Origin of the sequence: Leifsonia sp. SIMBA_070, from assembly GCF_046534635.1 — a bacterium.
GTDB lineage: Bacteria > Actinomycetota > Actinomycetes > Actinomycetales > Microbacteriaceae > Leifsonia.
The window spans coordinates 3037907-3060092 of sequence record NZ_JAWRYK010000001.1; the positions used below are offsets into that span (position 1 = coordinate 3037907).

Genomic DNA, 22186 nt, shown 5'->3' on the forward strand with positions numbered 1-22186 from the left:
CAACGGTAGCGGACACCCCGGTCACGCCTCGACGGGCTCCTCCTCCGGGGCGCCCTCGTCCTCCACGTGCATCTCCGGCGGGGTGCGCCGGAAACCGTGTGTGAGCACGGCCAGGTACACGATGCCGATGACGAGCCAGCCGATCCCGAGCCACAGGGCGATCGGACCGAGCTGCGTCAGCAGGTAGAGGTCGACCAGCGCACCGATCACGGGGAGGACCGCGTACTTCACCACCGAGAGCCGCTCGCGCCTGCGCCACTGCCGCACGAAGTGCACGACGACGCAGACGTTGACCATCGTGAAGGTCAGGAACGCGCCGAAGTTGATGAACGACGTCGCGGTGTCGAGCGACAGACCGAGGCCGAACATGGCCACGACGCCGATCAGCAGGAGGTTCAGCAGCGGCGTGTTGAACCGCGCGCTCAGCCGGCCGAAGAACCGGCGCGGCAGCACGCCGTCGCGGCCCATCACGAACATCAGGCGGCTCGTGCTCGCCTGGATGGCCATCGCCGACGCAAAGCCGCCCACGATCACGACCAGGTTCACGATGTCGGCGAACACCTTCCCGCCGACCAGCACGGACATCGCATAGGAGGCGGTCGACGAGTCGTCGAACGACCCTCCCGGGTGCACCAGCTGCATCACGTACGAGACGACGACGAAGATGAGCCCGCCGATGATCACGGCGAGGAAGATTCCGCGCGGGATGTTGCGCTCCGGGTCCTTCGTCTCCTCGCTGAGGGTGCTGATCGCGTCGAACCCGAGGAACGAGTAGGCGGCGATCGCAGCACCACCGGAGACGGCGGCGATGGTCGTGGAGTCGTTCCACAGCGGAGCGGTGAGGGAGGCCGGATGGTCGGCGGTCAGGTGGCCGATGCAGAGCACCACGAAGGCCGCGATCCCGAGGCCGGTCAGCGTCATGAGCGTCTTGTTGACCCGGTCGGCGAGCACGATGCCGAGCGCGTTGACGACGGTCGTGACCACCACGTTGATCAGCAGCCACACCCAGACCGGGACGGCGGGGAACTGCGCGTTCAGGTACACCGACTGGATCAGCCACGCGACCATCGGGAGGAAGAAGTAGTCGAGCAGGATCGCCCATCCCACCAGGAACCCGACGTGCGGGTCGATCGTCCGCCGCGCGTACGTGTAGGCCGAACCGGACGCGGGGAAGATCCGCGCCATCCGGCCGTAGGAGAGGGCGGTGAGCGACATGGCCGCTGCCGCGATGATGTACGCGGTCGGGGTGGTGCCGTCACTGGCTCCGGCGATCACGCCGAAGGTCAGCATCACGATCGCAGGCGACATGTAGGCGACGCCGAACAGGACGATGGAGGAGAGCGACAGCTTCGCCTTCAACTGCGGGGCGGCGCTCACGCGAGCACCTCCGCAGGAGTCGTGGCGGCGGCGCCGGCAGCGGCGGCGGCGGGCGTCCAGCGGGACGACGAGATGCTGCCGTCGTAGAGCGGAAGCGCGAGTGTCGACTCCGCCCCGTCGTACTGCCGCCACGGCCGGGTCACGCCGCCGGTGCCGAACCGGCGGACGGCGGCCACCTCGTCCAGGTCGATGACGTCGGTGAGGACGGCGCTCTCGGAACTCGCGGACTCCACGCGCGTCCGGCCCTGCGGGTCGACGAGGAGGCTCTGCCCGAGACCGTTCGGTGCCGCGGCGTTGACGCTCGCGACGAAGACCTGGTTCACGATGGCGTTCGCCTTGGCGATGGTGATCTCCTGCGCGCGGTCGGAGGTCGGCGTCTGCACCAGGTTCAGGATGAGCTCCGCGCCCATCCAGGCCAAGTGGCGGCTGGACTCCGGGAACCAGGCGTCGTAGCAGATCGAGAGGCCGATGCGGCCGAAGCCGGCCATGTCGAAGACGACGAACTCATCGCCGGCGGCGACGGTCTCGTAGGGCCGCCACGGGAACACCTTCCGGTAGGAGGCGACGCGGCGCCCGTCCGGGGAGTACGCGGCGGTCGTGTTGTAGATGCGGCCGTCCTCTCCGCGCTCGTAGAAGCTGCCGGGGACGAGCCAGCGGCCGAGGTCGCCGGCGACCTCCGCAAGCGCACGGTCGCGCGGGCCGTCGAGGGGTTCGGCAAGCGCCTCGATGCACTCGGCGGTCTCCGCAGGCGACGCCTCTCCGAGTCCGGTGAGGTGCAGCTCGGGGTGGACGAAGAGGTGGGTGTCGATGTGGAGGCGGGTGAGGCGTTCGAGGTGGGCCGCGAAGGCCCCGATGTCGTCGGAGGGGGCCGTCGGTGCTTGCACCAGGGCCAGGGAGAGCGGGCGGGTCATCATCAACCGGGTTCCGTCTGGGCCCCGAGCGGGGCCGTCCGAATAAATTAAACGCAATTTATATAAAGAATCGTGCCGATGTCAAACGCAGCTGCTCGGTATGCGACCATCGGAGGTATGGCACGGCCCAAGGAGCAGACCCGCAGACGCGAGCAACTGATCGCCGCAGCCTCCAGCGCGATGCTCGCCCACGGCTCCAGCGGGCTGCGGCTCGCGGACATCGCCAAGGAGGCCGGGCTGACGTCCGCCTCCGTGCTGTATTACTACCCCGACGTCCGCGAGCTGTACACGGCCGTGTTCGCCCAGGGCAGCGACGAGTACTGCACGCACCGCGAAGCGCGGGTGGAGGAGGCGGGCAGCCCGGAGGACAAGCTCGCCGCGTGCATCGCCTCCGGCGTGCCGTGGCCGGGCCACGCGGAGGAGACCAGCCGTGTCCTCTACGAGCTGACCCCGATCGTGCTGCGCAACGCCGCAGCCGCCGCCGAGAACGCGACGCTCATCGCGCGGCAGGCCGCGCTGTACGAACGGGTGCTGCGGGAATGCGAGGAGTCCGGCCGGTTCCGGCTGCTGCTGCCGGCGGACGTGCTCGCGCGCAGCTTCATCGCGCTGGAGGACGGCTACGGCGTCGACGTGCTCACCGGGCAGCTCAGCCCCGAGACGGAGCAGGAGTGGCTGATGGACTACGCGCGGATCATGGTCGCCGCGGTCTGACCGCAACCCTCCCGCCACCGGACTCCGCCCGATACGGTGAAGGGATGGACTATCTGACCCAGCCCATCGACCCCGCCTCCGAGCGCGACCTGTCCGCAGGCGGCCTCCGCCTCGCCCTGGTCGACACGACCGACGCCGCCGCCTTCGACGGCTGGATCCGCGCCGACTTCCGCGGCTTCCACGGCGGCCGGCCCAAGGAGGAGGTGCTGGAGGAGGCCCGCGGCCACCTGTCCGGCCGGCGGACGACCGCCGTTTACGATGACGCCGTCCCGGCCCGTGAGCCGGTCGGCACCGCGAACTCCTGGATCGCTCCGCTCACCGTGCCCGGCGGCGAGCGCGTCGGCTCCTGGGCGATCAGCTCCGTCACGGTGGCGCCGACGCATCGCCGCCGCGGCATCGCGCGCGCCCTGCTGGGCGCAGAGCTTCGGACGGCGCACTCGCTGGGCGTACCGCTCGCCATCCTGACCGTCTCCGAATCGGTCATCTACGGCCGCTGGGGTTTCGGTCCTGCCACCTCGGCGACCGCGTGGACCATCGACACCAAGCGCGTCCGCTGGGCCGGGGCGGAGACGCCGGGGCGCCTGTCGTTCGCCGAGCCCGAGGACTACCGCGAGACGGCGGAGCGGGTGCTCGACCGCGCGATGGCCGGTCGTGCAGGAGAGATCGGCCTGGAGCCGTACCTGGCGCACCGCCTGGTCGGACCGCTGAAGGGCGACACCGACGCCGACCGCTACCGGCTGGTGCGCTACGACTCGCCGTCCGGGGAGCCGGAGGGCTTCGTCTCGTACACGGTCAAAGGCGACGACGACTTCACCCGCCACACCGTCGACGTCAACTACCTCGCTGCGGCCACGGACGAGGCGCTCGCCGCGCTCTGGCGGTACCTGCTCGAACTCGACCTGGTCGCCAGCGTCAAGGTGTGGACGCGCGGTGTGGATGAGCCGCTTCCCGCGCTCGTCTCCGACATCCGCGGCGCGAAGGTCACCGCGGTCGAGGACCACCTCTGGGTGCGCATCCTCGATGTCCCGGCCGCACTGCAGGCGCGTACGTACGAGCGCGACGGCTCGCTCGTGCTCGACGTCGCCGACGACCTGGGGCTCGCAGGAGGACGCTTCCGGCTCACTGTCGTGGACGGGCGCGCCGAGGTCGCGGCGACCGACGACTCGGCCGACGTCACCCTCCCGGTCGGGGCTCTGGGGAGCGTGTACCTCGGGCATGACGCGGCCCGCGCGCTCGCCCTGGCCGGTCGCATCCGGGGCGACGCGGCGGCGCTCGACCGCCTCTTCCGCACCGCCGTCCCTCCGCGCCTCAGCACCTGGTTCTAGCGCGCTCGACTATTCCCGTAGCTGGTCGCTCATGCCCAATTCGAATCCATTCACCTGTTCACCGACGGCAACGGCCGGATCGGCCGCGCGCTGATCGGTGCCATCTATCGCCGGCGTGGCCTCACCTCGGTGTCGACGCCGCCGGTCGCATCGGCGCTGGGCGCCGACCAGCAGCGCTACTTCGCCCTGCTCACCGCCTATCGCCGCGGCGAGGCGGGGCCCATCGTGCGCGAACTGGCGGAGTCCACCCGCATCGCGTCGGAGGAGGCGCTCCTCTCGGTCCGAGCCATCTACGGGCTCCCCGACGAGTGGCACGAACTCCTCGCTCCCCGCGCGGGAGGCGCCGTGTCCGCGGTACTGGACGGGCTGTTGGAGAACCCGGTGTTCGACGCGGAGTCGACGGAGGACCGCATCCACCGGTCCACGTCTGCGACGTATGAGGCGCTCGACCGCCTGGAGCACGCCGGCATCATCCACCGCATCACCAACCGCCAGCGCAACCGGGTCTGGGCCGTGACGGCGATCATCGACGAGCTCAGCGGACTCGACCGACGCATCGCCTCCCGGAGCACAGCCGCGGCCTGACCGAGCAGCCCGCGAAACGAGTGGTCCCGACATGCCGTGTCGACAGCGGTCGTGACGGCGTGTCGGGACCAGTGGTTCGCGGCGGCTCAGTCGATCAGGTCGTGGCGCACCACGATCTGGTCGCGGGCGGGGCCCACGCCGATCGCGGAGATGCGGGCACCGGAGAGGCGCTCCAGCGCGAGGACGTAGTCCTGCGCGTTCTTCGGCAGGTCCTCGAAGGTGCGGGCGCCGCTGATGTCCTCGGTCCAGCCGGGGAAGTCCTCGTAGATCGGCGCCGCGTGGTGGAAGTCGCTCTGCGACGCCGGCACCTCGTCGTGGCGCACGCCGTCGACGTCGTAGGCGACGGCGACCGGGATGCGCTCGATGCCGGTCAGCGTGTCCAGCTTGGTCAGGACGAAGTCGGTCACGCCGTTGACGCGTGCGGTGTAGCGGGCGACGGGCGCGTCGTACCAGCCGGTGCGGCGGGGGCGGCCGGTGGTGGTGCCGAACTCGAAGCCGCGCTCGCGCAGGAACTCGCCCCACTCGTCGAACAGCTCCGTCGGGAACGGACCGGCGCCGACGCGGGTCGTGTACGCCTTGACGATGCCGATCACGCGGTCGATGCGGTTCGGGCCGATGCCCGAGCCGGTCGCGGCGCCGCCGGCGGTGGAGTTCGAGGAGGTGACGAACGGGTAGGTGCCGTGGTCCACATCCAGCATCGTCGCCTGGCCGCCCTCGAACAGGACGTACTTGCCCTCTTCGAGCGCCTTGTTGAGCAGGAGGGAGCTGTCGACGACCATCGGGCGCAGGCGCTCCGCGTACTCGAGCAGCTGCTCGACGACCTCGTCGACCGTGATCGCGCGGCGGTTGTAGACCTTCACGAGGAGGTGGTTCTTCTGGTCGAGGGCGCCCTCGACCTTCTGACGCAGAATGTTCTCGTCGAAGAGGTCCTGGATGCGGATGCCGACCCGGTTGATCTTGTCGGCGTACGTCGGCCCGATGCCACGGCCGGTGGTGCCGATCTGGCGCTTGCCGAGGAAGCGCTCCGTCACCTTGTCGATGGTGCGGTGGTACGAGGTAATGACGTGCGCGTTCGAGCTCACCTTGAGCCGGGAGACGTCGACGCCGCGCGCGATCAGCGCATCCAGCTCCTCGAAGAGCACCTCGATGTCGACGACGACGCCGTTCGCGATGACCGGCGTGACGCCCTCGGTCAGGATGCCCGACGGGAGCAGGTGCAGCGCGTACTTCTCGTTGCCGACGACCACCGTGTGACCGGCGTTGTTGCCGCCGTTGAACTTGACGACGTAGTCGATGCGGCTCCCCAGGACGTCGGTCGCCTTGCCTTTGCCTTCGTCGCCCCACTGGGCGCCGATGATCACTATCGCGGGCACGTCGGAATCCTCTCGATGGATGGAACACGTCGGCGCCACGCGGGACGACCGTCGCACTCGATCCTATCGCGACCGCGTTTTGCGCCGATCCTGAGCGCCGCCGCCCGATTCTGACCATTGTCGCGGGAGCGACCGCGGTCCTACATTGAGCGCGATGTCGTCCCTGCTGTACCGCCTGGGCCGGTTCGCGTACCGCGCGCGCCGGGCCGTGGTGGCGGGATGGCTGGTCCTGCTCGCCCTCCTCTTCGTCGGGGCCGGGCTGCTGAGCACCGGGACCGACAACACGTTCACGATCCCCGGCACGGAGTCGCAGAACGCCCTCGATGCGCTGGCCCGCACGTTCCCGCAGGTGAGCGGCGCCTCCGCTCAGCTGATCGCCGTCGCTCCGAAAGGCGGAGACGTCCGGGACCCCGCCTTCCAGTCGTCCGTCGAGCACACCGTCACCGAGATCGCGGCGATCCCGCAGGTCACCTCGGCCTCCTCGCCGTACTCGGGGCCGTCGACCGGCAACGTCAGCTCGGACGGTTCGGCGGCTCTCGTGCCCATCCAACTCTCGGTGGCGACGACGGCGGTGCTGCCGAGCACGAGCGACGCGCTCCAGGAGGCCGGCAGGACGCTCGAGAAGGCGCTCCCCCCTGGGTCGCAGGTCGCGGTCGGCGGCCAGGTGTTCTCCTCGTCCGTGGCCGGTATCAGCGTGACGGAACTGCTCGGCCTCGCCGTCGCCTTCGTCGTGCTGGTCCTGACGTTCGCATCGTTCGTGGCCGCGGGGATGCCCCTGATCGCGGCGATCCTCGGGGCGGCCCTGTCGCTCTCGGCGATCTTCATCTCCACGCAGTGGATAACCGTGGCCTCGACCACGCCGCTGCTCGCGCTGATGCTGGGGCTGGCCGTCGGGATCGACTACAGCCTGTTCATCATCTCCCGGCATCAGGAGCAGGTGAAGACCGGGATGGACCCGCCCGAGTCCGCCGCACGCGCCGTTGCGACCGCGGGTTCCGCCGTCGTGTTCGCAGCGGTCACCGTGATCATCGCACTGCTGGGGCTGGCGGTGGCCGGCATTCCGTTCCTGACGACCATGGGAGTGGCTGCCGCGCTGGCCGTAGCCGTCGCGGTGCTGGTCGGGCTGACGCTGACGCCCGCGATGCTGGGCTTCGCGGGCGCCCGGATCGTGGCGAAGCGGTTCCGCCCGGGAGCGGCGGCTGCGGCAGCGAAGCCGAAGACGCACCGTCGCCGGTCCGCGGAGGCTCGCCCGAAGCGGCCGCGCGCGAAGCGGCCACCGGGTAGCGGGCCGTCCATCGCCCGCGGGTGGGTGCGCCTCGTCACGCGCATCCCCCTCCTCACCGTGGTGCTGGTGGTCGCGGGCCTCGGCGCGCTCGCCCTCCCCGCCATGTCGCTCCGGCTCTCCCTGCCGGATGCCGGATCCCTGGGCACGGAGGAGCCCGCCCGGATCACCTACGACCTGGTCGCGGAGCACTTCGGCCCCGGCTACAACGGCCCTCTCGTCCTGACCGGCTCGGTCATCGGCAGCAACGACCCGGTCGGCCTGATGAACGACGTCGCCGCCGAACTGAAGTCGGTCCCCGGCGTGGCGGCAGTGCCCCTCGCGACTCCGAACCCGACCGGCGACACCGGGATCGTCCAAGTCGTCCCGGACGCCGCCCCGGACTCGGAGCGCACGCAACAACTCGTCGCCGATCTGCGCGCACTGCACGGCCACTTCGAGAAGGAATACGGCATCGACCTCTCGGTGACCGGCTACACCGCCGCCGGTATCGACATCTCGGCGCGGCTCGGCGGCGCGCTCCTGCCGTTCGCGCTGCTCGTGGTCGGCCTGTCGCTCGTACTGCTAGCGATGGTGTTCCGGTCCATCGTGGTGCCGGTCACCGCTGCGCTCGGCTACCTGCTCAGCATCGGCGCGGCGTTCGGGATCACCAGCCTGGTCTTCATGAGCGGGTTTCTGTCCGGCCCGCTTCATGTCGCCCACCTGGGCTCGATCATCAGCTTCATGCCGATCATCCTGATGGGCGTGCTGTTCGGCCTCGCCATGGACTACGAGGTGTTCCTGGCCAGCAGGATGCGCGAGCACTACGTGCAGGGCGACAGCCCGCGGGATGCCATCCACAACGGTTTCGTCGGCTCGGCTCGCGTCGTCACGGCCGCCGCCATCATCATGTTCGCCGTGTTCGCGGCCTTCATCCCGGAGGGCGACGCCTCCATCCAGCCGATCGCCCTCGGCCTCGCGGTGGGGGTCGCGATCGACGCGTTCCTAGTGCGGATGACGCTCATCCCGGCGGTGCTGACCCTGTTCGGTTCGGCGGCCTGGTGGATGCCGCGCTGGCTGGACCGCGCCCTCCCGCACTTCGATATCGAGGGCGAGGGGCTCCGCTCCGAGATCGAGGCGGCCGACTGGCCGGTGCCCGGCGAGCCGTACGCCGTCGCGGCCGAAGGAGTGCGCGCGGGCGGGTCCGATCCCTTCAACGCTCTGGTCATGCCCGGTACGGCATATATCGTCTCCGACCGCGCGCACACGGCACTGCTGCTGGCCATCGCCGGCCGTGTTCCTCTGGAGGCCGGGCTGCTCAAGGTGGCCGGCCTCCTGCTCCCGGCGCGGCGCTCCGCGGTGCGCGGCCGCGTCGGGGTCGCACGCCTGGACCGGCAGACCGACGCGGTCGAGGCGGTCCGCGCGGCGTTGGGCGGCCATCCGGCCGTGATCGTCGTCGACGGTGGGGAGACCGTGACCGGCGACGATCGCACCCGCGTCGCCGCAATCGTGCAGGGAGCACTCGTCGACGGCGTCGCCGTGATCCTCGGCGCGGCCCGCGAGTCGGCGGTCGCCGACCTGCTCTCCCCCGACCCGCGATCCGATGACCGGCAATCCGATGACCCGCAAGCCCCAGACCCGCAACCCTCCGACCTGCAACGCTCCGACCCGCAACCGGGTGACGAGATGAACCGACGGGAGCGCATCCCATGACGCACAGCCCTTTCGACGCCCGCGCAGGGAGCGAGAAGACCCGGATGCTGACCCTCGCAGGCCTGGCGCTGGTGCCCCTGGTCGTCGTCGCCCTGCTCAGCTGGGGACTCCTGGCGCCCGGTCAGCACCTGGACCGTGTCACGGCGGCGGTGGTGAACGACGACCGCCCGGTCACCACGAACGGCAAGACCGTCCCCCTCGGCCGCCAGTTCGCCGGTGCCCTGATCTCGGGAGGTGCGGCCTCTCCCGCGGATGCCGTCGGGGCGTCGACCTCCAGCCCGGACGAGGCTCCGCCGAGCGACGACGCGTCCAACTTCACCTGGGTGCTCACCAACGACGACGATGCGACGTCCGGGCTCGCCAGCGGGACCTACGCGGCGGTCCTCACCATCCCCGCCTCGTTCTCGGCCGACGCGACGTCGATCGGAGGCCCGGCGGCGAGCGCGAAGCACGCCACGGTCACCGTCCGGACCAGCCCGGCGGCGGCCCTGGTCGACCCCGCACTGACGGCGGCGGTCACCCAGGCGGCCACCGCCTCCCTGGACCGGCAGTTGACCGTGCAGTACCTGCAGAACGTCTACGCCGGCTTCAACACCATCGACCAGCAGATCGGGCAGGCGGCGAGCGGAGCCGAGAGCCTGTCCTCCGGGGCCGCCACGCTCGCGACCGGGACGCAGTCGCTGGCGACGGGCGCGGCCTCCCTCGCCAGCGGGACGCAGTCGCTCGACGCGGGCGCGCAGTCCCTCTCGTCAGGGCTCGGCACACTGAGCGCGAGCACGCAGTCGCTCCCGGGGCAGACGGCCGACCTCGCGGCGGGGTCGGCGGCCGTCGCCGGCGGAGCGGACCAGGTGGCCGGCGGGGTGTCAGACGCCACAGCCGGCTTCAGCGCCGTGGTGACGGAGCTCTGCGCGACCGGGCCTGCCGCACTCTGCGCCCGGGCCGGCGCTGCGCTGAGCCGGCTGCAGAGTGCGAACAGCGGGATCTCGGCGCTTGCCGCCGGGGCCGACCAGGTCTCGGCGGGCAACGCCGCCCTGGCCGCCGCGGCGCCGCAGATCGTCGACGGGATCGACGCTTCAGCATCCGGCGCCGACCAGGTCGCGGCCGGAGCGGCCCAGAGCGCGGACGGGGCGGCCCAGGTGAGCAGCGGCGCCGCGTCCGCCGCCTCGGGCGCCGCGCAGACGGCCTCCGGAGCGGCCCAGCTGTCGTCCGGCCTGCAGCAGGCGACGCAGTCCATCCCGACGTACACGGACAGCGACATCACGACCCTCTCAGCGGTCGCGGCGCAACCCGTGCTGACCCAGCAGAAGCCTCCGCCCGCCGGGGTCGCGACGGTGCCGCTGTTCGCGGTGCTGGCCCTGTGGCTGGGCGGCCTGGTGACCGCGCTGGCGCGCCGGGCGGTTCCGTCGCGTCTGCTGATGACGACCGTGCCGTCCGCTGTGATCGCCCTCCGCTCGGCGGGGATCGTGGCGCTCATCGGCGCGGGACAAGGAGTCGTCGTCGCCGGTGCCGCCCAGTTCGGGCTCGGTCTGCGGCCGGGGGCGTGGTTCGGCTTCGCGCTGGCGGCCGCGTTCGTCGGCGCGGTGTTCGGGCTGCTCAATCAGGCGCTGGCCGCGGCGTTCGGCGGGGTGGGACGCCTGATCGCGCTCGGTGTCGGGCTCATCGCTCTGATCGCCGGGCTGTCGTCGACCGTTCCTGTGCCGATGACGGGTCTCGCCGCCGTGCTTCCGACTGCGCCTGCCCTGCAGCTGTTGCGGAGTTTTGCGGTCGGGGACGCATCCGGCGTCTGGGGGGCGGTCGGCCTCCTCCTGGTCTGGACGGTCGGTGCGCTCGCCCTGACCTTCGCGGGCGTCGCGGCGCGGCGCAACGTCCCGTTGAGCGACACAGTGCCCCGCCGGACCGTCACCGCCTGAGAGGATGTCGGCTAACTTGCACAGCGGTGTGCAAGAAGGGCGTACACTGGAGGCATGCCCACCCCCTCCACCCGCGCACCGCGACGCGACGCGACCGCCAACCGCGAGGCCATCCTCGCCGCGGCCGCCGTCGCCCTGAACGAGGACATCGACGCGTCCCTCGAAAGCATCGCCGCCCGCGCCGGCCTCAGTCGGCGCGCGGTCTACGGCCACTTCGCCACCCGCGACGAGCTGCTCGTCGAGGTCTTCACCCGCGGCGCCCGCCGGCTCGCCGCTCTGCTCGACCCCGTGGCGCATCCCGACCCGCTGGTCGAGATCGCTCTGTTCGGCGCGACGCTGTGGGCAGAGGTCGAGCACGTGCGGGTGAGCGCGGCACTCGCCGTGCGGGGTCCGCACCGCGCGATGGTCGGAACAGCGCTCGACCCAGCGCGCGAGCGGCTGCGCGAGACCGTGCGCCGCGGGATGGAATCGGGCCGGATCCGTACCGACCTCGACCGGGAGACGGTCACCCGGCTCATCGAGAACGCCGCCGTGTCGGTGCTCGACGAGGCGACCCGCAGCCGCCTGACACCGGAGGACGGCCACCGGCTGGTCATGCTCGCCGGCCTCAGCGCGGCCGGCATGGGCTGGGCGGAGGCCGGGGCGCTGATCGCCTCCACCCCCGAGCTGGCGTTCGAGGCAGTTCAGGCGGCGAGCGCGCCCGCGACGACATCCACGGAAGGAGCGCACCGATGAAGGTCGTCCTCGACGACGTCGCGAAGGGCGCCGCCCTGCCCGCGACCTCCGCCGCCTTCGAGACGGGACGGGCGTCCCTGGCGCGCGCCGAGACCGAGCAGCGCCCGACGGTGCTCGGCCTGATCGCGTCCGGTCGCATGCGGCCCGACTCCGGCGCCGTCACCATCGACGGCGCCACCGACTTCGGCGCGATGCGCCGCAGGATCGCCCTGATCGACGCCCCCGACGTCTCCGAACCGGCCGCCGATGTGACGGTCTCCGGCATCGTCGCCGAGGAACTGATGTTCGCCGGGCGGGCCTCCCATCCGATCGCGGTGCGCCGCTGCCTGCGCGACCTGGGCGCCTCCGACCACGCGCGGCAGACCATCGGAACGGTGCCCCCGATCGTGCGCATCCGCCTGCTCGCCGAGCTCGCCCTGCTCCGGAAAGGCGTGGAGGCGCTCGTGCTCGTCTCCCCCGACCGGCACGGCGGCGACCCGGTCGAGTGGTGGACGTTCGCACGCGAGCTGGCGGGGCGCGGCATCGCCGTTCTCGTCGTCGCAGGCGACGCCTCCGCCGCGGCCATCGCCGCGGCCTCCCTGGTCTCCCGCATGGACGAGACCGACCAACAGACTTTCGACGAAGACCCGGGCCGGGATGACACCGACGATCTCCCGGACCTGATCGTGACAGAGCCCACCAAGGAGGGCGCATGAAGATCCCGCAGATGATCGCGGCGGAGTTCCGCCGCCTGACCGCCAGCCCCATGTCCATCGTGGCGCTCATCGCGCTGATGTGCGTGCCGGTGCTCTACGGCGGTCTGTACCTGTGGGCCAACCAGAACCCGTACGCGAACCTGGACCGCATCCCTGCCGCCATCGTCGTGGAGGACGCCGGCACCACGGTCGACGGCTCGACCGTGAACTACGGCTCCGACGTCGCCGACCAGCTGATCCAGGACGGGTCGTTCCAGTGGCACCGGGTGGCGCAGGGATCCGCCGCGAGCGGCGTCGACGACTCCAAGTACGACTTCAGCATCACCTTCCCGAAGGACTTCTCGTCGGCGCTGGCCTCGGCCTCCGGGGCGAGCCCGCACCGCGCGGTCGTCACCCTGACCACGAACGACACCAACAGCTACCTCGCCTCGACGATCGGCACGCAGGCGGCCGAGAAGATCCGCACGTCGATCGTGAAGCAGGTCAACGAGCAGGCGGCGAAGCAGTTCCTCGTCGGGCTCGCCGACATCCGCTCCAACCTGGTGACGGCCGTGGACGGCGCCAACCAGCTCGTGGACGGCAGCGCGACGGCCCAGTCGGGAGCCGCGCAGCTCGCGGACGGAACGGCGCAACTGGCCTCCGGTTCGCAGGAGCTCTCGAGCAAGCTCGGGCAGCTGGCCTCCGGCGCCCAGCAGGTGAGCGACGGCGCAGCGCAGGTCGCGGCCGGGAACCGCGAACTGGCGTCGAAGGCGAACGAGGCCGGGGCTGCGGCCACGCAGATCGCCGCGGAGGCTCCCGCCGCCCAGCAGGACTTGATCGACCGGCTGACGGCGGCCGGAGCGACGGAGGAGCAGCTCGCCCAGGTGCGGGTCGTCCTCGGCGACCTCGACACCAAGGTCCAGAGCGGCAACCAGCAGATCCAGAGCGCGGTCGGCCAGATCGACCAGCTGTCCGCCGGCGCGGATCAGGTTGCGGGCGGAGCGTCCCAGGTCGCGTCCGGTTCGCAGCAGGCGGCCTCCGGCGCATCGCAGCTCGCGTCCGGCGCCGCGACTGCGGCGAGCGGATCCGCCCAACTCCGGGACGGCCTGACCACGCTCCACGACGGCACGACTCAGCTGCGGGACGGGCTCACCTCCGGCGTCGACCGCATCCCGGACAACTCCCCGTCGCTGCAGAAGAAGCAGGCCTCCACCATCGCCGACCCGGTGAACCTGAAGAACGACTCCATCACCTCCGCCGGCACCTACGGCGCGGGTCTCGCCCCGTTCTTCGTCGCGCTCGCGGGGTGGATCGGCATCTACGCCCTGTTCCTCATCGTGAAGCCGGTGTCGCGCCGGGCGATCACGGCCCTCCACTCGCCGATCAAGATCACGCTCGCGGGATGGCTCACGCCCGGCCTGCTCGGTGCGGTCCAGATGATCGGGCTGTTCGCGATCGTGGCCGGGGCGCTCGGCTTCCGGATCGACGACCCGGTCGGCATGTACGGGCTGATGGCGCTGGCCTCCGTGACGTTCGCCGCGATCATCCTGGCGCTCAACGTGTGGCTCGGCAGCGTCGGGCAGTTCCTCGGGCTCGTGCTCATGGTGCTGCAGCTCGTCACCGCAGGCGGCACGTTCCCCTGGCAGACGCTGCCCGGGCCGCTCGCCGCCCTGCACCATGCGCTGCCGATGTCGTACGCCGTGGATGGGATCCGTCAACTCATGTACGGCGGCAACCCGGCCACGGCCTGGGCGGATGCCGGCGTGCTCGCGCTGTGGATGCTCATCGCCCTGCTCGTCTCGGCGATCGGAGTGACCAGGATGACGCACTTCCGCACCCTGCGCGACCTCCGTCCGTCGCTGATCGGCTAGCCGGAACCTCCCCCTGGTGGGCGCCCGGCGGCCGGGGTTAGGGTGGCGCCCACCAGCCCCGATCCCAGGAGGACGACATGGCCGATCTCGAAGTCCAGGCGGCGCTCGCGCAGGCGCGCCAGGCGGCGAACGCCGCGAGCTACGACATCCAGAAGCTGCCGGAGGACTCGATCGAACGGCAGGCGCTGCACAACCTGATGACCGCGGTCGACGCGATCATCTCGGCGCTCGACACGGAGTAATCCCGTCGAGTGGCGACATCTGGTCACCACTCGACGGGAATTCCGGCAGGGACTCACGTCTCGCTGGGATGTGGGTGGGCGGCGCTAGGGTGGCGGCGTGACGGATACGCTGCGGATTCTCCACCTCTCGGACACGCACCTGTTCGGCGACGGACGCCTGCACTACGGAATCGTCGACACGCTCGCCGGCCTCGACCGCGTGCTCGCCCGGGCGGCGACGCTGCGCGAGTTGGATGTGGTGGTCGCGTCCGGCGACCTGTCGGATGACGGGACCGCGGCCTCCTATCGCCGACTGCAGTCGACGCTGGAGCCGTGGGCCGCAGAGCGCGGCGCAGCGATCGTCTACGCGATGGGAAACCACGACCTCCGCGACGGGTTCGAGGAGGTCCTCGGTGCCCGGGAGACCGTGACCGACGTGCGCGGGTTCCGCATCGTCACCGTCGACACGTCCGTGCCCCTGGCCGGGTACGGGAGGATCGACGCCGAGCAGCTGGACCGGCTTCGGGAGGTGCTGGCCGCCCCGGCCGAGCACGGCACGGTCGTCGTGCTGCACCATCCACCCGTGCCGCCGACGACGGTGCTCTTCGAGCCGCTGCGGTTCGTCGACCCGCAGCCGCTCATCGACGTGTGCGCCGACGGCGACGTGCGGCTCATCCTGGCCGGGCACTACCACCACGGGCTGGTGACCGACGCGGTCGCTTCGGGAACGGAGGGGCGTCGCATCCCCGTGGTCGTCGCACCGGCCGTCGCCAACACGACCGACGTGCTGTGGCCCGCCCCGCACGAGCGGGCGGTCCGCGGTGCCGGATTCGGCTGGGTGCAGCTGCCCGCCGGGGGCCCGGTCCGGGCCCACCTGCTGACCGCGCCCGCGCGCGACGACGGCGAGACCGTCTACGACCTCGACCCGGCCGCCATCCAGCGGATCGCCGGCGACGCGGGGTGGCGGGGATGACCGCCGACGCCGGCTACTCCGGCACTCCGCTCTGGAAGAAGCTCGGCCTGAAACCCGGTGCGCGCGTCTCGGTGCTCCACGCCGATCCCGGGTGGCGCATCCCCCTCGACGATGCGGCATCGGTGGACTGGATCGACGACGGACCCGCTGACGTCATCGTCGCGTTCTTCCGGTCTGCGGCGGAGTACCTGGCCGAGCTCGACGCCCTCGGCGAGCGGATCCGGCCTGCTGGGATGCTGTGGGCCGCGTGGCCTCGCAAGGCCGGCGGGCACGTCAGCGACCTGTCCGACACCGTCGTCCGGGATGCCGCGCTCGAACGCGGCCTCGTCGATGTGAAGGTCGCCGCCCTGGACAGCGACTGGTCGGCGCTCAAGATCGTCTGGCGACTCGCCGATCGTTGAGGAGACCCGGCGGTAGGGGCGGTAGGGGCGGTCGGCGTCAGGCGAAGTTCACGTGCTGCGTCACCCAGGTGTGCATCGCGATCGCGGCGGCAGCGGACGCGTTGATGGACCGGGTGGAGCCGAACTGAGCGATCTCGACGACCGCATCCGCAGCCTCCAGCGCCGCCGCCGACAGGCCCGGGCCCTCCTGACCGAACAGCAGAACGCATTCGCGCGGGAGGGAGAACGTCTCGATCCCGACGGACCCCGGCACGTTGTCGATCGCGATCACCGGCAGTCCTGCGCTCCGCGCCCAGGCGACGAACGCCTCGACGTCGCCGTGGTGCACGACGTGCTGGTAGCGGTCCGTCACCATGGCGCCGCGCTTGTTCCACCGGCGGCGGCCGATGATGTGCACAGTGTCGGCTGCGAACGCGTTCGCACTGCGCACGATCGAGCCGATGTTCATGTCGTGCTGCCAGTTCTCGATGGCGACGTGGAACGGGTGGCGGCGCTCGTCCAGGTCGGCGACGATCGCCTCCATGCTCCAGTAGCGGTAGCGGTCGATGACGTTGCGGGTGTCGCCGTGACGGAGCAGTTCGTGGTCGTACCGGGGATCGTCGGGCCACTCGCCGGGCCACGGCCCGACGCCGTTCGTCGTCAGCTCGTGCGTCGGGTTGGGCGTATCGTCCACCAGACCAGCGTATCCACCGGTGCCGCGCATCCTCACCGCTGCCGCTGCCCGGCCCCTAAGCTGGACGCATCGAATCCCGGTGGAAGGAGTCCGCGTGACGCGTCGCGACGAGATCGAGTGCTGGCTCACCGACATGGACGGCGTGCTCGTCCACGAGAACCAGGCGCTGCCCGGCGCGTCGGACCTCATCCAGCAGTGGCGCGACCAGGGCACGCCGTTCCTGGTGCTGACGAACAACTCCATCTTCACTCCGCGCGACCTGGCTGCACGGCTGCGGACGTCCGGGCTCGACGTGCCGGAGGAGTCCATCTGGACCTCCGCGCTCGCCACCGCCGACTTCCTCAAGTCGCAGATGCCGGGCGGCAGCGCCTACGTGATCGGTGAGGCCGGACTGACGACGGCCCTGCACGAAGCCGGCTTCATCATGACGGACACCAACCCCGACTACGTGGTCGTCGGCGAGACCCGCAGCTACTCCTTCGACGCGATCACCAAGGCCATCCGCCTCATCGGCAAGGGCGCGCGGTTCATCTCCACCAACCCGGACGCGACCGGACCGAGTGCCGAAGGGCCGCTGCCCGCGACCGGAGCCGTCACCGCGATGATCACCAAGGCCACCGGCCGCGACCCGTACGTGGTCGGCAAGCCGAACCCGATGATGTTCCGGTCCGCGATGAACCGGATCGGCGCGCATTCCGAGAACACCGCCATGATCGGCGACCGGATGGACACCGACGTCGTCGCGGGCATCGAGGCCGGGCTGCACACCATCCTGGTCCTCACCGGCATCAGCGACCCCGCCGAGATCGAGCGGTACCCGTTCCGGCCCGACGAGATCCTGAGCGGCGTCGACGAGCTGGTCACCCGGGAGCCGGTCGAGACCGAGCTCTGACGCCCGCAGCACGGGCCGGGGGGATGGACGATGGACGACTTCGCGCGCATCCGGTCCGCCATCGCCGACGCTGCCCGCGCTGCATGGACCGAGCTGCGCGCGGAGCGTCCGGACGAGCACTTCTACGCCTTCGGGCTGTGGACGAGCCCGGTCGCGCACCGGCCGGCGCCCACCGCCTCCTCGGTCGAGGGCCTGCGGGACGCGGTCGATGCCGTCCGAGCCGGTGGCAGTGATCTGAGCGAGCGCGATCTCCGCTGGGACGTGAACGCGTCGCCGTACGACCTGTTCGGCGATGAGCACTTCGCCCGGCTCGACCCGCTGTTCGAGACGTGGGGCTCTCCGTACGACCGCGCGGTCGCGGTCAACGCGGCGCTCCTCGCGGCGATGGAGGGCGCGCTCGCCGACCTGGACGCCGACGGCTTCTTCGGCACCGGCCGCGAGCGTGATGCCGTCGTCCTCGCCGTCACGATGCCCGCGCACGCCCACCCCCTCCACGCTCGGGAATCCGCCCGTCGCCTGAACCCGGCCTCCGCCCTCCATCGCTTCCTCGCTTAATCGGCCCGAGCTCGGCGTGTCGCCGGGTCAAGCGAGGAAGCGATGGCGGGACGGAGGGGGCGGGTCAGGCGGCGGGGCCCGGGCCGGCGACGGAGGATGTCAGGGGCTGGCCGGAGGAGCGGTTCGCGAAGCAGTAGTAGGAGCGCTGGCCCTGCTTCCACTGCTGCTCGGTGGCGGGGTACGAGCCGACGACCTGGAGGTCCGGGTACGCTCCGGCGGCACCGAGGTCGACGATGCCGGAGGCGGTGCAGAGGCCGGGGATCTGCTGTGCCAGTGCATCCACACCCGGGTATGGCGCCGCGGGGTCCGCAGACAGCACGTTCGTGTACAGCAGCTGCGCGGTGTGCGGCGCCGTGCAATCGACGACCGTGAAGGTCTCGGCCCAGACGGACGTGAATGGCTGGATGCATTCGCCGCCGCCCAGGGAATCCCACGGATGCGCTCCAGGCCCGACGGCGGCGGCCGGTTTCGGCGTGACCGTCGGCACCGGCGCCGGTGTCGCGGACGCCTTGGGCGCGCTGGCGCTCGGCGTGCTGGAGGTCGTCGCCTGCGGGGCGGGACCGGATCCGCTGAAGAGGGACGGGATGCGCGTGCCGAGCGCGAAGAGGCCGACCAGGACGAGCACGACGGCAAGGCCGCTCACCCCGAGGAGCAGGATGCGGTTGTTGCGCGATCCCCAGAGGCCGGCGCCGCCGGGGGTGGTGGGACCGGACGGCGGGGTGGGGCCGGCTGGGGCGGACGGTGCTGACGGGTCCGCTACCGACGCGGCCGGTGCGGCCGCCGGCGCGGCGGAGTCGGCGAGCGGCATGGTGGTGAACGGAAGCGTTGCCGCCGCGACAGGGGCCGCGGGGACGCCCGGTGACGCGGGAGGGGTCGCCAACGGCGTGAAGCGCGGCGGTGACCATGCCGTGTAGTGGTCGTCGATGCCCTCGGCGTCGACGGTGTCTTCGGCGTCGGCGGTGTCTTCGGCGACGGCGTCTTCGGCGTCGGCGGTGTCTTGGTCGGCGGCGTCTTCCGGCGGGGCGGCGAACGGGGTGGAAGCGGGCAGCTGTGGCCCTTCGACCTCGGCCGCGGGCTCCGGTTCGACAGCCACACCTCCGAACAGGGCGGCGAGGCCGTCTGTGTCCGGCTCGGGCGACGGCTCCGGTTCCCGTTCCGATTCCCATTCCGGCTCGACCGCGGGCTCAGGCTTGACCTCCGCCTCAGGCGTCGGCTCGGAGGCAGCAGCGATGCTGGCCGCGTCGATCGGGCTGGTCGCCGGGGAGGGGATGCCGCCGAGGGCGACCTCCGCCTCTGCGGCCGGGATCGCCGGTTCCGACGGGAGGACGGGCGCGGGCGCAGTCGGCGGCGTCGACACAGGCGGGCGGGTGAGGAGGGCCGGGTCGATGGGGATGACGCTTGTCGTGTCGCCGATGATCGAGCGACCGGAGGGCTCCTCGGAATCCTGCTCCCCGAAGCCGAGCAGGGCGGCAAGGCCGTGGCCGTCGGATGGATCGTCGGCAGGCTCAGCGGCTGGAGGGTCGAAAATCGTGCGCGCCGGCTCGGGTTCGACCGGCTTCGGAGGCTCGGGATTCGGGATCACCCAGGACCCGGCGGCCAGCGCGGGCTCGGCGGCAGGCGGGTCGGCGACGACGGGAACGGGCGAGGGGGCGACGGGAGGCTCCGGAGCCTCGATCACCGGCTCAGCGACCGGCTCAGCGACCGGCTCAGCGACCGGCTCAGCGACCGGCTCAACGGCACGCTCCGCTGCCCGATCATCGGCCTCCGCCTCCACCGACGCCCGCTGCGGCTGCGGCTCCGACTCCGGCTCCGGCTCTTGAACGACCAGGGGGTCCGACCCCGCGCCCGGGGTCAGGTTCCAAGAGAACGCGACCGGGAACTCGGACGGCTGCTCCTCCTCCACGGGCGCTTCCTCGTGCACGCCCAGCAGCTCGTCGAACTCCGCCGCAGGCACCGCCCCAGCGGGTGAGGCCTCGGGCGCGGGCTGCTGCGTTAGGGCAGGTTCCTCCACAGCTGCGGCCGGTTCGGCGGGCGCCTCCACAGGCGCAGCCTCCTCCACGGGCGCAGCCGCCTCCACAGGCGCGGCCTCCTCCACAGCGGGCCGGTCGATGTGCCGCCCTCCGGTGAGCTGCTCGAGCAGCCAGTCCGAGCTGCCGAATTCGGGCTCGGTGGGCTCTTCGCGCCTCGCCCGGCGCCCCTCCTCCCCCGCGCCGCCGCGCTCGTCGGACACTAGGCCAGCCCCAGATCCTTCAGGCCGATGGCGGCGAAGTACGGGTAGCCCGCGCCCTCGATGACTTCGCGCGCGCCGGTGTCGCGGTCGACGACGACGGCGACCGCGGCGATCTCGGCGCCGACCTTCTTCAGCGCCTCGATGGCTTTCAGGGGCGAGCCTCCGGTCGTGGAGGTGTCTTCGAGCACGATCACGCGCTTGCCCTGGAGGTCGGGGCCCTCGACCTGCTTGCCGCGGCCGTGGTCCTTCGGCTCCTTGCGGACGACGAACGCGTCGTACGAGAGTCCTCGCGCCGCACCCTGGTGCAGGATGGCCGCCGCCACCGGGTCGGCGCCCATCGTCATGCCGCCGACCGCCACCACATCGGGGACGTCGCGGATGAGGTCGATCATGACCTGCCCGATCAACGGCGCGACACGGTGGTCGAGGCTGACCTTGCGGAGGTCGACGTAGTAGCTCGCCTTCTTGCCGCTGGTGAGGGTGAAGTCGCCGTGGAAGACCGCCTCGGCGGCGATGTAGTCGATGAGCTGCTGTCGTGCGTCGGTCACATCCCCGATTCTAGAGGGGCGGCGGCGGCGGCGGCCGATACGATCGAGGGCATGCGCGTCGCCACCTGGAATGTGAACTCGATCCGCACCCGAGTGGTCCGGGTCGTCGACTGGATGGTCCGCGAAGACGTGGACGTGCTAGCGATGCAGGAGATCAAGTGCAAGCCCGAGCAGTTCCCGTACGCGGAGTTCGAAGCCGCCGGGTACGAGGTCGTCCTCCACGGGCTCAACCAGTGGAACGGCGTCGCGATCGCCAGCCGCCTTCCCATCGAGGATGTGACGATCGGCTTCCCGGACATGCCGGGCTTCCTCAAAGATCACGACGGTCCCGACCTCCCGAAGGAGGCTCGCGCGATCGGGGCAACGGTCGACGGGCTGCGGCTCTGGAGCCTGTACGTGCCGAACGGTCGATCGCTGTCCGATCCGCACTACGTCTACAAACTGGACTGGCTGGCCGCTCTGGCCGCCGACACGCAGCGCTGGCTGACGGAACAGCCGGACCTCGCGCTCGCCCTCATGGGCGACTGGAACGTCGCTCCCCTCGACTCCGACGTCGGCGACCCGGCCCTCGTCCCGGGGCTCTCGACGCACATCTCCCCGCCAGAGCGCACCGCGTTCGCCGCGTTCGAGAAGGCCGGCCTCACCGACGTCGTGCGGCCGATCGTCCCCGACGGGTTCACCTACTGGGACTACAAGCAGCTCCGCTTCCCGCGCAACGAGGGGCTGCGGATCGACTTCATCCTCGGCTCGCGGGCGTTCGCCGATCGCGTGGTGGGCGCGAGCATCCACCGCAACGAGCGCAAGGGCACCGCCCCAAGCGACCACGTGCCGGTGCTCGTCGAGCTGGAGTCGCCGGCAGCGCTCGACGATGACGACGACCGCCCGATGATCTTCGGCTGACGTCCCCGTCAGCTGTCGCTGATGCCCTCCGTGACCTGCACCGGGCTCTCGAAGTCGCGGTCCGGGAGCCCCTCGAGGGCGTCGATGACCTCCTTCGGTGCGCCCTGGCCTTGGGCGGTTCCGACGAGATCGGCCTTGCTCGCGGGGTAGTCGACACCGCTCAGGTACTTCTGCACGTCGATCTGGATAGGTCGGTCGGCCATGTCCGTTCTCCTTCTCTTCTGGATGTTCACGTCCACGTGTTCACGTCCACGCCTACCCCGATCTCGCGACCCTGCAAGAGGTTGCGGGGGTTCTGTCACGGTGGTTCGTTCTGTGGCGTCCCCGGCCGGACCAGGCCGACGACA

The 22186-nt window shown here is 71.2% G+C and carries 21 protein-coding genes and 1 pseudogene; 15 read left to right on the forward strand and 7 right to left on the reverse strand.

Going from position 1 to position 22186, the window contains the following annotated elements; all coding sequences use genetic code 11:
- Window positions 1-21: 21 nt before the first annotated feature.
- The gene (locus SB754_RS14345) at window positions 22-1377 is read right to left on the reverse strand and encodes an APC family permease (RefSeq protein ID WP_410782981.1); all 1356 of its coding nucleotides are present in this window, start codon (window positions 1375-1377) and stop codon (window positions 22-24) included.
- The gene (locus SB754_RS14350; RefSeq protein WP_410782982.1) at window positions 1374-2291 is read right to left on the reverse strand and encodes a carbon-nitrogen hydrolase family protein; all 918 of its coding nucleotides are present in this window, start codon (window positions 2289-2291) and stop codon (window positions 1374-1376) included. Before SB754_RS14350 ends, SB754_RS14345 begins: the two co-directional genes overlap by 4 nt.
- A 114-nt stretch (window positions 2292-2405) precedes the next feature.
- Here SB754_RS14350 and SB754_RS14355 point away from each other — a divergent pair, with 114 nt between their 5' ends.
- The 4 genes and pseudogenes from SB754_RS14355 (at window position 2406) to SB754_RS14370 (ending at window position 4909) form a co-directional block, all read left to right on the forward strand.
- Window positions 2406-2999 (forward strand): TetR/AcrR family transcriptional regulator, encoded by a 594-nt coding sequence (locus SB754_RS14355; protein WP_410782983.1) that lies wholly within the window; start codon window positions 2406-2408, stop codon window positions 2997-2999.
- Between the two features lie 44 nt (window positions 3000-3043).
- Window positions 3044-4324, forward strand: coding sequence for a GNAT family N-acetyltransferase (locus tag SB754_RS14360; RefSeq protein ID WP_410782984.1), 1281 nt, complete (start codon window positions 3044-3046; stop codon window positions 4322-4324).
- Window positions 4325-4345: 21 nt separating this feature from the next.
- Window positions 4346-4414, forward strand: a pseudogene (locus tag SB754_RS14365) (Fic family protein); the annotation flags it as partial.
- Window positions 4415-4453: 39 nt separating this feature from the next.
- On the forward strand, window positions 4454-4909 hold the full coding sequence (locus SB754_RS14370) for a hypothetical protein (RefSeq protein WP_410782985.1): 456 nt from the start codon (window positions 4454-4456) through the stop codon (window positions 4907-4909).
- An 86-nt stretch (window positions 4910-4995) separates the two neighbouring features.
- Here SB754_RS14370 and SB754_RS14375 read toward each other — a convergent pair whose 3' ends face one another.
- A complete protein-coding gene (locus tag SB754_RS14375; protein WP_410782986.1) occupies window positions 4996-6282 on the reverse strand; it encodes an adenylosuccinate synthase in 1287 nt (428 codons plus the stop codon).
- A 154-nt stretch (window positions 6283-6436) separates the two neighbouring features.
- Between SB754_RS14375 and SB754_RS14380 the strand changes: the two genes are divergently transcribed.
- The 8 genes from SB754_RS14380 to SB754_RS14415 all read left to right on the forward strand — a co-directional run bounded on the left by SB754_RS14380 (window position 6437) and on the right by SB754_RS14415 (window position 16041).
- Window positions 6437-9256: an MMPL family transporter gene (locus SB754_RS14380; protein ID WP_410782987.1), complete on the forward strand. Its 2820-nt coding sequence runs from the start codon at window positions 6437-6439 to the stop codon at window positions 9254-9256.
- Window positions 9253-11166, forward strand: coding sequence for a hypothetical protein (locus SB754_RS14385; RefSeq protein WP_410782988.1), 1914 nt, complete (start codon window positions 9253-9255; stop codon window positions 11164-11166). The genes SB754_RS14380 and SB754_RS14385 overlap by 4 nt, the downstream gene beginning before the upstream one ends.
- A 54-nt stretch (window positions 11167-11220) precedes the next feature.
- The gene (locus SB754_RS14390) at window positions 11221-11901 is read left to right on the forward strand and encodes a TetR/AcrR family transcriptional regulator (protein ID WP_410782989.1); all 681 of its coding nucleotides are present in this window, start codon (window positions 11221-11223) and stop codon (window positions 11899-11901) included.
- The gene (locus SB754_RS14395) at window positions 11898-12596 is read left to right on the forward strand and encodes a hypothetical protein (protein ID WP_410782990.1); all 699 of its coding nucleotides are present in this window, start codon (window positions 11898-11900) and stop codon (window positions 12594-12596) included. The genes SB754_RS14390 and SB754_RS14395 overlap by 4 nt, the downstream gene beginning before the upstream one ends.
- On the forward strand, window positions 12593-14446 hold the full coding sequence (locus tag SB754_RS14400) for a YhgE/Pip family protein (RefSeq protein WP_410782991.1): 1854 nt from the start codon (window positions 12593-12595) through the stop codon (window positions 14444-14446). Before SB754_RS14395 ends, SB754_RS14400 begins: the two co-directional genes overlap by 4 nt.
- A 77-nt stretch (window positions 14447-14523) precedes the next feature.
- Window positions 14524-14688 carry a hypothetical protein gene (locus tag SB754_RS14405; protein ID WP_410782992.1) on the forward strand — a complete coding sequence of 55 codons (165 nt, stop codon included), beginning with the start codon at window positions 14524-14526 and terminating at the stop codon, window positions 14686-14688.
- A gap of 97 nt (window positions 14689-14785) precedes the next feature.
- Window positions 14786-15640, forward strand: a complete 855-nt coding sequence (locus tag SB754_RS14410; RefSeq protein WP_410782993.1) for a metallophosphoesterase — start codon at window positions 14786-14788, stop codon at window positions 15638-15640.
- Complete coding sequence (locus SB754_RS14415; RefSeq protein ID WP_410782994.1) at window positions 15637-16041, forward strand: DUF3052 domain-containing protein; 405 nt, start codon at window positions 15637-15639, stop codon at window positions 16039-16041. Before SB754_RS14410 ends, SB754_RS14415 begins: the two co-directional genes overlap by 4 nt.
- A 37-nt stretch (window positions 16042-16078) precedes the next feature.
- On the opposite strand, the gene SB754_RS14420 is transcribed toward SB754_RS14415, so the two are convergent.
- The gene (locus tag SB754_RS14420) at window positions 16079-16744 is read right to left on the reverse strand and encodes a TrmH family RNA methyltransferase (RefSeq protein ID WP_410782995.1); all 666 of its coding nucleotides are present in this window, start codon (window positions 16742-16744) and stop codon (window positions 16079-16081) included.
- 64 nt (window positions 16745-16808) lie between these two features.
- Here SB754_RS14420 and SB754_RS14425 point away from each other — a divergent pair, with 64 nt between their 5' ends.
- Window positions 16809-17606 (forward strand): HAD-IIA family hydrolase, encoded by a 798-nt coding sequence (locus SB754_RS14425; RefSeq protein ID WP_410782996.1) that lies wholly within the window; start codon window positions 16809-16811, stop codon window positions 17604-17606.
- Between the two features lie 30 nt (window positions 17607-17636).
- Entirely contained in the window at window positions 17637-18161 is a 525-nt protein-coding gene (locus SB754_RS14430; protein ID WP_410782997.1) for a DUF4303 domain-containing protein, read from the forward strand.
- Between the two features lie 64 nt (window positions 18162-18225).
- Here the strand turns inward: SB754_RS14430 and SB754_RS14435 are convergent, their stop codons facing one another.
- Window positions 18226-20391, reverse strand: coding sequence for a hypothetical protein (locus SB754_RS14435; protein WP_410782998.1), 2166 nt, complete (start codon window positions 20389-20391; stop codon window positions 18226-18228).
- Entirely contained in the window at window positions 20391-20939 is a 549-nt protein-coding gene (gene pyrE, locus SB754_RS14440) for an orotate phosphoribosyltransferase (protein WP_410782999.1), read from the reverse strand. The genes SB754_RS14435 and pyrE overlap by 1 nt, the downstream gene beginning before the upstream one ends.
- Window positions 20940-20990: 51 nt before the next feature.
- On the opposite strand from pyrE, the gene SB754_RS14445 reads away from it, so the two are divergent.
- Complete coding sequence (locus tag SB754_RS14445) at window positions 20991-21839, forward strand: exodeoxyribonuclease III (protein WP_410783000.1); 849 nt, start codon at window positions 20991-20993, stop codon at window positions 21837-21839.
- 8 nt (window positions 21840-21847) lie between these two features.
- On the opposite strand, the gene SB754_RS14450 is transcribed toward SB754_RS14445, so the two are convergent.
- Entirely contained in the window at window positions 21848-22042 is a 195-nt protein-coding gene (locus SB754_RS14450; protein WP_410783001.1) for a DUF2795 domain-containing protein, read from the reverse strand.
- Window positions 22043-22186 lie beyond the last annotated feature (144 nt).